The 13597-nt window shown below is 65.3% G+C and carries 9 protein-coding genes and 1 pseudogene; 8 read left to right on the forward strand and 2 right to left on the reverse strand.

The features are described 5' to 3' along the window. Window positions 1-348: 348 nt before the first annotated feature. From ACRYLO_RS00410 to ACRYLO_RS00420, 3 genes are read left to right on the forward strand one after another with little or no spacing between them, the layout of a single operon-like run. The gene (locus ACRYLO_RS00410; protein WP_482658377.1) at window positions 349-3288 is read left to right on the forward strand and encodes a TonB-dependent receptor; all 2940 of its coding nucleotides are present in this window, start codon (window positions 349-351) and stop codon (window positions 3286-3288) included. Between the two features lie 59 nt (window positions 3289-3347). Continuing rightward, window positions 3348-4535 carry an alginate lyase family protein gene (locus ACRYLO_RS00415; RefSeq protein WP_482658378.1) on the forward strand — a complete coding sequence of 396 codons (1188 nt, stop codon included), beginning with the start codon at window positions 3348-3350 and terminating at the stop codon, window positions 4533-4535. Then, window positions 4532-5713, forward strand: a complete 1182-nt coding sequence (locus ACRYLO_RS00420) for an alginate lyase family protein (RefSeq protein WP_482658379.1) — start codon at window positions 4532-4534, stop codon at window positions 5711-5713. Before ACRYLO_RS00415 ends, ACRYLO_RS00420 begins: the two co-directional genes overlap by 4 nt. A 3-nt stretch (window positions 5714-5716) precedes the next feature. On the opposite strand, the gene ACRYLO_RS00425 is transcribed toward ACRYLO_RS00420, so the two are convergent. Beyond that, window positions 5717-6385: a response regulator transcription factor gene (locus tag ACRYLO_RS00425; RefSeq protein WP_482658380.1), complete on the reverse strand. Its 669-nt coding sequence runs from the start codon at window positions 6383-6385 to the stop codon at window positions 5717-5719. After that, complete coding sequence (locus ACRYLO_RS00430; protein WP_482658381.1) at window positions 6372-9296, reverse strand: sensor histidine kinase; 2925 nt, start codon at window positions 9294-9296, stop codon at window positions 6372-6374. Before ACRYLO_RS00430 ends, ACRYLO_RS00425 begins: the two co-directional genes overlap by 14 nt. 235 nt (window positions 9297-9531) lie before the next feature. On the opposite strand from ACRYLO_RS00430, the gene ACRYLO_RS00435 reads away from it, so the two are divergent. From ACRYLO_RS00435 to ACRYLO_RS00455, 5 genes and pseudogenes are all read left to right on the forward strand, one after another. Then, entirely contained in the window at window positions 9532-9816 is a 285-nt protein-coding gene (locus tag ACRYLO_RS00435; RefSeq protein ID WP_482658382.1) for a hypothetical protein, read from the forward strand. 48 nt (window positions 9817-9864) lie between these two features. Continuing rightward, entirely contained in the window at window positions 9865-10521 is a 657-nt protein-coding gene (locus tag ACRYLO_RS00440) for an isochorismatase family protein (RefSeq protein ID WP_482658383.1), read from the forward strand. 82 nt (window positions 10522-10603) lie between these two features. Further along, complete coding sequence (locus ACRYLO_RS00445) at window positions 10604-11440, forward strand: alpha/beta fold hydrolase (RefSeq protein ID WP_482658384.1); 837 nt, start codon at window positions 10604-10606, stop codon at window positions 11438-11440. Window positions 11441-11462: 22 nt separating this feature from the next. Then, a pseudogene (locus tag ACRYLO_RS00450) lies at window positions 11463-11615 on the forward strand (DUF1427 family protein); the annotation flags it as partial. Between the two features lie 119 nt (window positions 11616-11734). Next, window positions 11735-13594 (forward strand): amidohydrolase, encoded by a 1860-nt coding sequence (locus tag ACRYLO_RS00455; protein WP_482661647.1) that lies wholly within the window; start codon window positions 11735-11737, stop codon window positions 13592-13594. Window positions 13595-13597 lie beyond the last annotated feature (3 nt).

Below are 13597 nucleotides of genomic sequence, written 5' to 3' on the forward strand. Positions count from 1 at the left end.
CGGTCGCTGGCAACGCCGCTTCACCCGATCGCCGGGCGGGCCAGTCGCACGGTGGCAGGCTGCAATGATCGGGACCGAACTTGCTGGCTCCGCCTGCGGCCCGAGGCTGCAGGCGAGCACGCCAATCGACCGGCGCTATCGCGGGCCGACCGCTGCATTTGCTTCCATCGTGCGTTGCGCGCGTCCGCTTTCGACGCCGCAGCGCCCGTGCTGGCGAGGCGTGAGTTGTCCTACAACTAGATCTGAAAGGCGTTGACTCGATGATCCAAGTTGTCATACACATCCCTGACACCGGTATCAGCTGGGTTCGGACCGCGCCACGGACGCGCAAACGGGAGGGGGAAGTAAATGATACGTTCCATCAATGTGTTGCGCGGTGCGCTGCTCGCCTCGGCGACCTTTGCCACATTTGCGCCGGCGCATGCGCAGGACGCGGCTTCGCCGCAATCGCCCGATCAGGTGGCCGAAGTCGCCGCAGACGAGCAGGAAATTCTGGTCACCGGTGCCCGCGAAACGCAGCGCACCTCGATCTCGGTCAAGCGCAACGCCGACGTCGTGGTCGACGGCCTGGTCAGCGACGAAATCGGTGCGACGCCGGACAATAGCGTCGGCGACACGCTGGAGCGGATCACCGGCGTTTCGGCTGACCGCTTCAAGGGCAATGCCAATGAGCTATCCGTGCGCGGCCTTGGCCCCACGCTGAGCTTCGCGACCTTCAACGGCCGCGAAGTCTCGACTGCCGGTCCCGACCGTTCCGTCGCCTTCCAGCAATTCCCGTCGGAGCTGGTCAACGGCGTTCTGGTCTACAAGTCGCAGCGCGCCGATTTCCTCGAGGGCGGCGTTGGCGGCATCATCGAGCTGCGCTCAATGAAGCCGCTCGATTATGGCAAGCGCCGCCTCCAGTTCGAAATTCGCGGCGATTTCCAGCCCAAGGATGACGACGTCTACCAGCATGACGGCCTCGGCTATCGCGCCAACATTTCCTACACCGACCAGTTCAAAACCGGCATCGGCGATATCGGGATCTCGATCGGCTATCAGCGGCAGGACACGACCGCGCCCGAAGACTATTACAACGCCAACTCCACCTTCCAGCTGTGCAACACGATCGCAAACAATCCCTCGCTGGTGACGGGCAGCGCAGCTTCGCTGGTCGCGGCGGGGGCGGGTGCCAACTGTACGCTCGCGACCGGCCCGCGCTCGGTTGCGCCGAGCACTGGTGCGACACCCGTGCTGGTCGGTGAGACGCGTGGTGACGTCTATTTCGCCAACTCCTCGCGCAGCTTCCGCACGCAGCAGACGTCAGAAGTTCGCGACGGCCTGATCGGATCGCTGCAATGGCGTCCGCACAGCGATTTCGAAATTTCCATCGACGGGCAATATTCCAATCGCGCCAGCCTGGAGGACCGCAACGTCCTGCAGATCACCGAAGGGTTGCGCGGCGTTCAGCCGCTGATCATCGGGAACGGGGCGAACGGCTATTCGTCGGGCGCGCTGATCAGTTATCGCGGCAACTCCAATCTCGAAAACCAGCTCGAGACGCGCCAGCGCAACGAGGAATATCTGGGCGGCGGGGTCAACCTGATCTGGTCACCCGACCGGTGGAACATCTCGTTCGACGGCTCCTATTCGCGCAGCCATCGCACAGAGAACCAGAAACAGACCCGCATGCGTTCGGCGACGCGCGTACCCTATACGCTGGCGTATGAAGGCGACAACGTCGTCCCAACGGTCGATTTCGGCACGTTCGACATCACCAACCACGCGAACTTCCTCACCACCGCGGCGAATTCGGTCTATGCCCGCCGCCGCTTCGTCACCGATCGGAAGGACGAGATTTGGGCCGGCCGCCTCGACGTGACGCGTGAGCTCGACGGCTTCATCACCTCGGTCAAGTTCGGGGGCCGCTTCTCCGATCACCACCGCACGAACGACAATGCCCGTAACAACGACCTCAACACCTTGGTGGCGATCAACGGCCAGACCCCGGCGCAGCTGATCGCCCAGGCAAACCAGCAATGCCGCGTGCCGTTCACCACGACGAGCTACATGGAGGGCACGGGTACCAACGTGTTGCGCTGGGCGACATTCGACAATGACTGTCTGTTCCGCACCTTCACCGGCAGCGACGACGCGTTGCCGACGCCCGCTGACGGGCGCGATCCCAGCGACATCGATGTGCGCGAACGGATTTGGGCGGCCTATGCCATGGCCAATTTCCGCGCGGATGAGGGGCCTGTCCCGATCAGCGGCAATATCGGCCTGCGCTGGGTCAAGACCGACATCACCTCGATCGGCTTCCGCCAAGCCTATCTCATCAACATCGACACCGCCGGCGACAGCTATTCGGTCGCGGTCGATCCCAGCCGGCCGCTGACGGTCAATACCGCCAACGGCAGCTACAACTATCTGCTGCCCAGCGCGAACATCGCCTTCGACCTGACGGAGCAGCTCAAGCTGCGCCTTGCCGCCTATCGCGCCATCGCGCGCTCGGGGATCGAAAGCTTCGGCGCGGGCATCAACCTCAACCCGTCGGCGGGCACCGGCCTCAACAACATCATCTTCAACGCGACGACCGGCAACCCCAACCTGAAGCCGCTACGGTCGTGGAACGCCGATGCCAGCCTCGAACTCTATGCGTCGAAGGATACGCTGGTCTCCATTGCCGGCTATTACAAATGGGTCACTGGCACGGTGATCGGCCGGTCGGAACCGCGCCCGACGGACATCACCGTCACTACCGTCCGCGACGGGGGCGCGCCGGCGACCGAAACCTTCACGATCAGCCCGGTCGGCCCGGCCAATGATCTCGAGACGCGCCACCTTTATGGTGTCGAGGCGACGGTCAGCCATGCCTTCACCTGGCTTCCCGATCCGCTCGACGGTTTCGGCATCCAGGGCTCGGTCAACCGCGCCTTCGCCAATTTCGAATATCCCGATACCTCGCCGATCGCGCCCTATCTGGAACCGGCCAACCTGGTCGGCCTGTCGAAATGGACGGCGAGCGGGTCGGTCTATTTCGAGAAATGGGGGCTCTCGTTGCGCGCCAACCTCCGCTACCGGTCGGACTATTACAAGCCGAACGGCGGCACCAACCGCGAAATCCGCGATGGCACCTATCTGAACCTCTCGGCGCAATACAACCTGACCAAGAATGTCCAGCTCAAGCTTCAGGCGCTCAATGTCACGGGCGAGCAGGACATCATGTACAAGGGCGGATACGACAGCATTGCCGAAGTGTCGAACAGTGGCACGCAATATTTCTTCGGCTTCCGCGTGCGCCTGTGAAGCCGATCCTTCAACTAGGCCGGACCCTTCCGCTCTTGGGCCTTGCCGTTATCGCCGCCGTGGTTTCGACCCCGGCGGCGGCCTTTAACCCAGCAGCCCCGGCACAATGTCAGGGCAGCGAAGGCTATGCCGCCGCATTCGGCGGGCGCCGCACCTTTACGCTGCGTCCGGACGAGCTTGAAGCGGTCAAGGCTTCGCTGAACGATCCTCCCGTTGCCACGGCCTATCGCGCGCTCATCGCCCGCGCCGATCAGGCACTGGCGCGCAAGCCGGGCTCGGTCCTCGACAAGCGCACCATACCGCTGTCGAATGATCGCCGCGATTATCTCAGCCTCGCGCCCTATTGGTGGCCCGACCCCGCCAATCCCAAGGGTCCCTATGTCCGCAAGGACGGGCAGGTAAATCCGGAACGCGACACCAACCGCTTCGACCGCACCGCGCTCGGCCGCTTGATCAGCGACGCCGACACGCTGGGGCTCGCCTATTATCATTCGGGTGAGCGCAAATATGCCGATAAGGTTGCGGCGCTGATCCGCGCCTGGTTCCTCGATCCCACCACGGGTATGAACCCGAACATGAACTACGCGCAGGCGGTGCCGGGGCGTGAGAATGGCCGGGCCGAGGGTGTGCTCGATACCAGTGGATTCATCGCGGTGATCGACGCCGTCGGGCTGATCGGCCCGACGGGCGCGCTGTCGGCCGCCGAGATCGGCAAGCTTGAGGCGTGGTTCTCCGCCTATGTCGACTGGATGCGCACCAGCAAGAACGGCAAGGAGGAGGCTGCGGCCCATAACAATCATGGTGTTTGGTATGACGCGCAGCTGGCCCGCTTCGCGCTGTTCGCACGCCGCGACGACATCGCGCGCAAAACCGTCGCCGCATTTCCCAAGCTGCGGATGGAGAAGCAGATCGATGCCTCGGGCGCGCTGCCGCACGAGCTGACCCGCACGCGCAGCTTCCATTATTCGGTCTTCACACTCGACGCGGCTTACCATCTGGCGGACAGCGCTGCGTGCCTGGGCAGGGACCTCTATCGTGCCGAAGCCAAGGGGCGCACCCTGCGCAAGGCGACCGACTTCATCGCTGCGTATCGCGAGCGGCAGAGCGACTGGCCGCACAAGGAGATGAAATGGCCAGCCCAGGCGCTGGACGATCTGCTTGTCCGCGCCGATGCCGCGTGGGGGCCGGGCGCCTATCGGCGGCAGCTGGCGGGCGATATGGCACTACGCTACCGTTCGGCCGAATGATCGACCGCCGTACGCTGCTCGCCACACCGCTGCTGCTGCCTGTGGCGGCGCGCGCCGCAGTGTTCGACCTGCGCGCGATCGAGCGCCGCCGGATATTGCCGCGTGCGCGCGCGATGCTGGCCGAAGTCCCGCGCACGATCGCATCGATTCCTGCGCCGCGCAGCCCGGGCACGCGTCAGGACTATTATTCCGAAGGCGACTATTGGTGGCCTGACCCCGCCAATCCCGGCGGCCCCTATATTCGCCGGGACGGCCGTTCCAATCCCGACAAGTTCGACGGCCATCGCGATGCGCTGATCGCATTCGGGCGGATTGTGCCAATGCTCGCCACCGCCTGGGACCTGACCGGCGACGCACGCTTCGCCACTGCGGCGATGCACCATCTGCGCGCCTGGTTCGTCGATCCCGCGACAGCGATGCACCCTAATCTTCAGCACGCCCAGGCGGTCATCGGTGTCAACACCGGTCGTGCTATCGGGGTGATCGACACGCTGCAAATCGTTGAGGTCGCGCGCGCAGCCAGTCTGTTCGCGCGCCGGGATGCGCCCGGCTATGCGACGGTCCGAGCCGGCGTCGAGCGCTGGTTCGCGCGCTATCTCGACTGGCTGACCACCTCCCCGTTCGGGATCGAGGAGCGGGATCAGAAGAATAATCACGGCACATGCTGGCTGCTCCAGGCGGCGGCGTTCGCATCCACGGCGGGACGGCGGGACGTGCTCGCCACCGCGCGCGAACGGCTCAAGGCGGTGATCATTCCGACCCAGATCGCGCCCGACGGCCGTCAGCCGCTCGAACTCGCGCGGACCAAACCCTATGCCTATTGCCTGTTCAACCTGGACGTACTTGCCGCGTCCGCTTGCCTGCTTTCGACACGCGACGACGAACTGATCGGGTGGCGGACGTCCGATGGGCGATCGATTGGCCAGGCGATCCGTTTCATGGCCCCGTTCGTTGCCGACAAGCGCCGCTGGCCGTTCGCGCCGGACATCGAATATTTTGACGGTTTTCCGGTGCGCCATCCCGCGCTGCTGTTCGGCGCGCGCGCATTGGGCGAACCTCGCTGGACCGAACTGTGGCGCGGGCTGAACCCCGATCCGGTTATTCCCGAGGTGGTCCGCAACTTTCCCGTGCGGCAGCCTTTGCTGTGGATCGACGCGCCCGCGCTACGCCGAGCTTGAGGTTCAGCTCAGATACCCTCGCCGCAAGGCCACGGTAACGGCGTGGGTGCGATCGTCGACTTGCAGCTTTTCAAAGACCGCCTTGAGGTGTGACTTGACGGTTTCGATCGATATGCCGAGTTGCCAGGCGATCTGCTTGTTCGGCTGACCCTCGGCGACCAGCCGAAGGACGGAGATCTCCTTTTCGGTCAGGCGGTCGTCGAGGGCATGGACCGCCAGTTCCTGCGCAACTTCGGGCGCGATGATCCGGCGCTTCGCATGGACAGCGCGGATCGTATCGACAAGCTCCTTGCGCAGGCAGGATTTGAGTAGATAGCCTTCCGCCCCGGCCGCAAGCGCGCGGTGCGCCTGCGCATCTCCGGGATAGGTGGTGAGGATCAGCACGACGGCTTTGCTATCCTCGGCGCGAATGGCCTCAAGCGCCTCGATCCCGCCCAGCCGGGGCATCTGCACGTCCATCAAAACGACATCGGGACGCTTTTCGCGGAACGTTGCCAGCGCTTCGTGGCCATCCCCGGCCTCACCAACCACGTCTATATCGTCATGTCGGGCGAGCGTTGCGCAAATCCCCTCACGCATCATGGGATGATCGTCGACGACCAGTACACGGATGCGGCGCTGCGTGGCGCGGTTCCGCGCATCATCGCGGCCTATATGATCATCCCCGCTCACTGCCCGCCCGATACACCATGGCGGCTGGCACGGCTACCGTGACTTCGGTGCCGCCCTCACGCCGCCGCGATATGCGCAGCGTGCCGCCGATGCGCGCCGCCCGCTCGCGCATGCCGGGGATACCGTAATGACCGCGTCGCCCCTCTCGGGCGACATCGGCCGGTATGCCGATCCCGTCATCGGCGATGGACAGTTCGATACCGGTCGAGCGGTATTGCAGGTCAACGGTCATATTGGCGGCATGCGCGTGCCGGGCGACGTTGAACATGACTTCGGCTGCGATGCTCGCCAGTTCGTCCCATGCAACCGGGTCGAGCGGGCGGCGCGCGCTCGACGATCGGACGGTGGTCGCGATGGCGGTTCCGGCAAGCTGTCGGCCAGCGATTTCGCGCAGTGTCGCCTCGGGATCCTCCAGTCCGCTACCGCGCCGCAGGTCACGGAGCCGGTCGCGGCCTTCGGCCACGACCTCGTCGGCCCGGTCCATCGCTTCCTCAAGCTCCCGTCGCGCCTTCGTATCGGCGGCCAGTCCGTCTACCGCGAGTTGGAAGCGGAGCATCAGCGCCTGGATCGACTGCAGCAGCGTGTCGTGAATATCGCGCGCGACCCGCTCCCGCTCGCGCATCCGGTCCAGCAGGCGGCTTCGGATGCGGTGCGCGAGCACGCGCATGCGCAGCTGATAGACGAACCACAGCAACAGCCCGGCCAGCGCAGCGCATAGCGCCTTGAACTTCCAGCTTTGCAGAAAAGTCGGCGGTATCTCGATGGTGATCGATCGGCCCTGCCGGTTCCAGTTGCCGTTGGCATCCTGCGCAATCACGTGGAACGCGTGCCGCCCAGGGCCCAAATTGGTGTAACTCGCTTCGCGCCGCTGTCCGGCGGCCGTCCAGTCGGCATCGGACCCGTCCATGCGGTAGAATGCCACGTTGCGCGTCGGGACCGCGAGGCTGTTGACTGCGAAACCGATGCGAAGACTGCGCGTGCCGGCCGGCAGCTCAAGCTGCGCCGGCGGGTCGCGCCAGAAGCGGTCGCTCGTTGCGACCGAGCGAATGGCGACAGGCGGAGCGGCCTTTGCCGTGCGCGCCTGCGCGGGGTCGACCAGCAACAGCCCAGCGCGCGAAGCGAGCAGGATGCGGCCATCCTTCAGCGCCTCGACCTGCGGCCCGCGAAAGCTGATCGACTGCCCACGCGTTTCATAGCCGTCGAGATGGTCGTACATGCGATAGTGCAATGTCGCACCCGGAGTCTTGAACCCTCGCGCGAGTTCACCGCCGGCAACACGCGCAATGCCGAGCCGAACCAGGAACCATGCCGCGCCGTCGCCACCGCGCGCCATCCCGCGCACACCGACGAGCCACGGATTGGCTCGGGTGTCGATGCGCTGGATCTGGCCGGCACGGATCCGCACGACGCCATGGGCGCCGCTGACATAGACCGTATCACCCGTCCTCCAGATCGTCGAAATCGGACCGACCCGCAGCAGGCTGGCAGAAATCGTGGATCGCGCGCTCGGCGTGAGGCGCAGCAGCCCGTCGTCGCCCGCAGTTGCAATCACGCCATCACCGATTGGATCGGGCACGATGTCGAGCACGTTCCTCACATCAGTATAGCGTTCGATCCAGCGATCACCCTCGCGTACCCACAGGCCGTCTTGCCCATCGACCCATAGCCGGCCCAATCGATCTTCCGCGCAAACGGTCGGCGCAACGGGGTCAACGGGCCGCGCGAAGCCAGCGGCTGCGCTGGCACCGTAGCGCACCACGCGTCCACCGTGCACCGCCCACACGCCGCCATCGCGCGCGGGGCATAGCGCAGCGATCCGCTCGCCGATCCGGTCGATGCGTTCGATAGACCCGTCGCGTGCGCGGTAAATATCGCGCGCTGCGGCGATGAAGACATCGCCGCCGCTGGCTGCGAGCTTGACGCCGTCCTGAACATCGGACGGAACGGCCGACACCGGCATGATCGGGACGGGACGGTAGCGGTCGAGCCCGGCGTCGGTCGCGACCCAGATGCTGCCCTCCCGATCCGCGAACACGTCGATCGTCGCGTTGGACGTCAGTTGCCGGCCGATCGCGATGCGCTCGACCGCACCCGCATCACCGATCGTGCCGCGAAACAGTCCGACGCCGCGCGTCGAACCCCAGACCCCGCCGCGCCGATCGAACGCCATCGACGGGACAGCAGCGCCCTGCACCGGCGACAGGATCGGCGAAGCAGGCAGGCGCGATCCTTGCCCGCTGCGGACCGCGCGCGTGCCGAACTGATCGGACACCCACAATGCGCCGTCGGGCGAACGTGCCAGCATCGAAAAGCCGATCCGATCGGGCTGGCCTTCGAAGCGCATGGCGCCTGGGGCCAATCGCGCCAGGCGCCCGCGCTCACGGCTTTCTCCCAGCGTTACCCAAAGGCTGTCATCTGCGGTGACCGCCAGCGACGCGATCTCACCCGGTGGCAGGCCCAGGGAACGGTCCACCGCCTCCCATCGGTTGGCGCGCAACCGGAACAGCCGCTCGCCCTGTCCACCCCATGCCGCCCACATCGTGCCATCGGCGGATTGCGCGAACCGCATGATCGAGGGGGGCGCATCGCGCATCGCGACCGGCTGAAGTCGACCGGCACGATAGCGGGCGGGGCCGGCATTTTGATTGAACCCCACCCACAGCTGCCCCTGCCGGTCCACGAAGATCGCCGTTGGAATGGCATTGGCGTAACGGCGGTCAGCGGGGTTCGCGATCCGCTCGAACGTCAGACCGTCGAAACGGAACACCCCCTCGGCCGAGGCGAGCCAGAGATAGCCGTCGGGCGTCTGCGCGATCCCCACGACATTGCCGGGCGCGCCTTGTTCGGGGGTCCAGCTGCTGTGTTTGAAACCCGCGATCTGCGCTGCCCCGCCGGGGGCGTAGGCGAACATGGCAATCGCAGTCAGACAGGCGATGGCGTGGCGCAAGCGATGTTCCCCCGTGGGCGCGCGGCGGCGCATTTGCCCTCGATAGCGCAACTATCGTCCGATCCACTCCCCCAAATGGGGGAGGCTGGCGTCCCCCGTGCCAGTGTGCCGCCGCGCGTCGTGCCGCGCTACCTCCTGACTCGTCGCTCGCCGCTCCGGTGATCGACCGAAACGGGAGGCTGGCATGCAAGAAGGAAGGGTGAAGCAGGGCATGGCACCGGTGTCGCGGGCAGATCGGCGACGCGGGCACCAACGGGCCAGCCGGCTCGTGCTGGGCTCGGTCGGCATCGCTTCGTTGCTGGCCGTGAGTGCGCTCATCGGCCGGTTGGACGAACTGGCCGCCGGCATGTTGCTTTACCTGCTCGGCCTCGCAGCCGTGCTCCGCCTCATGCTCGCCCAGCCCGTGCAATGCGACGACTTTTCAGAAAAGTCGAACGATCCGACCGATCTTATGTGGATGGGCCGGAAAGCACCGCGCCCCTAAACCGCTTTCAACACCACCAACCATGTTTTGAAAAAGGGAAATGTGACCATGACAACCGCTACCGCCACCCCGGCCACCACGCTGCTTTCGCCAACCGATCATGCGCTGGTGATGATCGATTTCCAGTCGCAGATGGCGTTCGCGACCAAGTCGATCGCGGCCGAACTGCTGCGCAACAATGCTGCGCTCGTCGCGAACGCGGCTGCCGGCTTCAACGTGCCGACGATCCTGACCACGGTGGCCGAAAAGAGCTTTTCCGGACCGATGTTCAGCGAAGTGACCGACCCGTTCCCGGGCCAGGCGCTGCTCGACCGCACGTCGATGAACACCTGGGAAGACGCCACGGTGATCGAAGAGGTCAATCGCATCGGCAAGAGCCGCCTCGTGTTTGCGGGCCTGTGGACCTCGGTCTGCATTGTCGGCCCGGTGCTTTCGGCGATCGAGCAGGGCTTTGAAGCCTATGTCATCACCGACGCCTCTGGCGACATCTCGGAGGAGGCGCATGAACGCGCCGTCGCCCGCATGATCCAGGCCGGCGCCCGCCCGATGACTGCGCTGCAATATCTGCTGGAACTGCAGCGCGATTGGGCGCGCGGCGAGACCTATGACCTGACCACCGGCATCGCCCGCAAATGGGGCGGCGCTTACGGTCTTGGCGTCACCTACGCCAAGACCATGTTCGGCGCGTCCGAAGGCGGTCGCTGAAGCCCCCCCCGGCCGGACCGCATCCCCCCGACCACTCGCGGTCCGGCCACCCCACCAAAGCCACGAAGAAAGGAACCGAATCATGAGCACCATCACGACGCAAGACGGCACCGAGATCTTCTACAAGGATTGGGGGCCCAAGGACGCCCAGCCGATCATGTTCCACCATGGCTGGCCGCTGTCCTCGGACGATTGGGACAGCCAGATGCTGTTCTTCTACAATCAGGGCTTCCGCGTCGTGGCGCATGATCGCCGTGGGCACGGTCGCTCGGCGCATGTCGATTTCGGACACGACATCGACCATTATGCGTCGGACGCTGCTGCAGTTGTCGAGCATCTCGATCTCAGGAACGCGATCCACATCGGCCATTCGACCGGCGGCGGTGAAGTGGCCGCTTATGTTGCCCGTTATGGCATCCCGCAGGGCCGCGTCGCAAAGGCGATCCTGGTCGCGGCGATTCCCCCGATCATGCTCGATACCGAACGCTATCCGGACGGCCTGCCGCTGGCGGTGTTCGACGGGCTGCGCGCGGCGCAGGCCGCCAATCGCGCGGCGTTTTTCCGCGAAGTCGCCGACACCTCTTTCTACGGCTTCAATCGCCCCGGCGCGAAGGTGATCCCGGCGGTCGCCGACAATTGGTGGCGCCAGGGAATGATGGGCAGCATGCTGGCCCATTATCAGGGCATCAAGGCCTTCTCCGAAACCGACCAGACCGACGACCTGAAGGCGATGACGGTTCCGACGCTGGTGCTGCACGGCGACGACGATCAGCTCGTCCCGTACAAGCATGCTGCCGAGTTGCAGGTCAAGCTGCTGCCCGATGCCCAGCTCAAACTCTATCCCGGCTATTCGCACGGGATGCTGACCGTGAACGCCGACGAGCTGAACGCCGACATGCTCGCGTTCATCCGCGGCTGACCGGGGGCAGGGGAGCAAACGCATGAAACCCTATCTGCTTTCGCTGGGAGCCGGTCTGCTGATCGGCGTCATCTATAGCCTGATGGGCGTCCGCTCCCCTGCGCCGCCTATCATCGCGCTGATCGGGCTCGCCGGCATCCTTGCCGGCGAGCAGATCGCGCCGCTCGCCAAACGGTGGATCGTGCTGCCTGTCGCACAGCATCAGGAACCCCGAACGTGACCCAGATCACTCGCCGCCAGGCGCTCGCCGGCGCCGCCACCACCGCCCTTCTCACCGCAACGGAGAGCCTCGCCATGTCGCCCAAGCAGCCCGACCTCCTGATTACCAACGCAAAGGTCACCACGCTCGACCGCGCGAACCCGCAGGCGGAGGCAGTCGCGATCCGTGACGGAAAGTTCCTGGCGGTAGGCTCCGAAGCGGAGGTGCGCGCGGCGATCGGTTCGAACGCGCGGGTGATCGACGCCAAAGGGCGCCGCCTGATCCCCGGCCTGATCGACAGCCACATCCACGTCATCCGCGGCGGCCTCAACTATAATATGGAGCTGCGCTGGGACGGCGTGCCGAGCCTTGCCGACGCGATGGCGATGCTCAAGAAGCAGGCCCAGAACACGCCCCCACCGCAATGGGTGCGCGTGGTCGGCGGCTTCACCGAGCATCAGTTCGCCGAAAAGCGCCTGCCGACGCTGGCCGAGATCAACGCCGCCGCGCCCGATACGCCGGTCTTCATCCTGCACCTCTACGATCGCGCCCTGCTCAACGCCGCCGCGTTGCGGGCGGTGGGTTACACCAAGGATACGCCCAACCCGCCGGGTGGTGAGATCGTGCGCGATGCCGCCGGCAACCCGACGGGCCTCCTGCTTGCTCAGCCGAACGCGACCATCCTCTACGCGACGCTCGCCAAGGGACCGAAGCTGCCCGAAGACTATCAGCTCAATTCGACTCGCCATTTCATGCGCGAGCTCAACGGGCTTGGCGTCACATCGGTGATCGACGCGGGCGGCGGATTTCAGAATTATCCCGACGATTATCAGATCATCGAGAAGCTGCACGCAGACGGCCAGCTGACGCTGCGCATCGCTTACAACCTCTTCACGCAGAAGCCGAAGGAGGAGCTGAAGGACTTCGCCACCTGGTCGACCCAGGTAAAACCCGGTGATGGCGACGACACGTATCGGCACAATGGCGCGGGCGAGATGCTGGTCTATTCGGCGGCGGATTTCGAGGATTTTCGCGTCGAACGCCCCGACATGCCGCCGAATATGGAGGGCGACCTTGAACCCGTCGTGCGCCTGCTGGCCGAACGCCGCTGGCCGTGGCGGCTGCATGCTACGTACGACCAGACAATCGGCCGCGCGCTCGACGTGTTCGAGAAGGTCAATCGCGACATCCCGCTGTCCGGCCTCAACTGGTTTTTCGACCATGCCGAGACAATCAGCGAGCGGAATATCGACCGCATCGCCGCGCTGGGCGGCGGCATTGCGGTCCAGCATCGCATGGCGTTTCAGGGCGAATATTTCATCGATCGCTATGGCGCCAAGGCCGCCGAGGCGACCCCGCCGATCAAGCGCATGATGGACGCCGGCATTCCCGTCGGCGCCGGCACTGACGCGACGCGCGTTGCCAGCTATAACCCCTGGGTTTCGCTGTCCTGGCTCGTCACGGGGCGCACGGTCGGCGGCACGACGCTCTATCCCGTGCGCAACCGCCTTGACCGCGAACTCGCGCTGCGCCTGTGGACCGAGCGCAACACCTGGTTCTCGAACGAGGTGGGTAAGAAAGGGCAGATCAAGGCGGGCCAGCTCGCCGACCTTGCCCTGCTGTCCGACGATTATTTCAGCGTCGCGGAAAGCGACATCGTCCACCTGCGTTCGGTGCTGACGCTGCTCGGCGGCAAGGTCGTGCATGGTGAGGGCGATTATGCGGGGATCGCCCCGGCGCTGCCCAGGCCGATGCCCGACTGGTCTCCGGTTGCAACGTTCGGCGGCTATCACCGCGAGCCGCAAACCGCGCAGAAGCTGGCCAGCGCATGCGGTTGCCATTCGGCCTGCGCGGTGCATGGCCATGATCACGCGGCCGCGCTTGCCAGCAACGCGCCGGTTGCCGACGTCCAGAGTTTCTGGGGTGCGTTCGGCTGCGGTTGCTGGGCAGTCTGAAGT

Source organism: Sphingomonas sp. SDUR79 (genome assembly GCF_056821745.1).

Excerpts from the sequence above, each read along its gene's own strand:
- ACRYLO_RS00455 (WP_482661647.1), top strand. The coding sequence starts at position 11,735 with ATGTCGCCCAAGCAGCCCGACCTCCTGATTACCAACGCAAAGGTCACC.
- ACRYLO_RS00420 (WP_482658379.1), top strand. The coding sequence starts at position 4,532 with ATGATCGACCGCCGTACGCTGCTCGCCACACCGCTGCTGCTGCCTGTG.
- ACRYLO_RS00410 (WP_482658377.1), top strand. The coding sequence starts at position 349 with ATGATACGTTCCATCAATGTGTTGCGCGGTGCGCTGCTCGCCTCGGCG.
- ACRYLO_RS00430 (WP_482658381.1), bottom strand. The coding sequence starts at position 9,296 with ATGTTCGCCTACGCCCCCGGCGGGGCAGCGCAGATCGCGGGTTTCAAA.
- ACRYLO_RS00445 (WP_482658384.1), top strand. The coding sequence starts at position 10,604 with ATGAGCACCATCACGACGCAAGACGGCACCGAGATCTTCTACAAGGAT.
- ACRYLO_RS00440 (WP_482658383.1), top strand. The coding sequence starts at position 9,865 with ATGACAACCGCTACCGCCACCCCGGCCACCACGCTGCTTTCGCCAACC.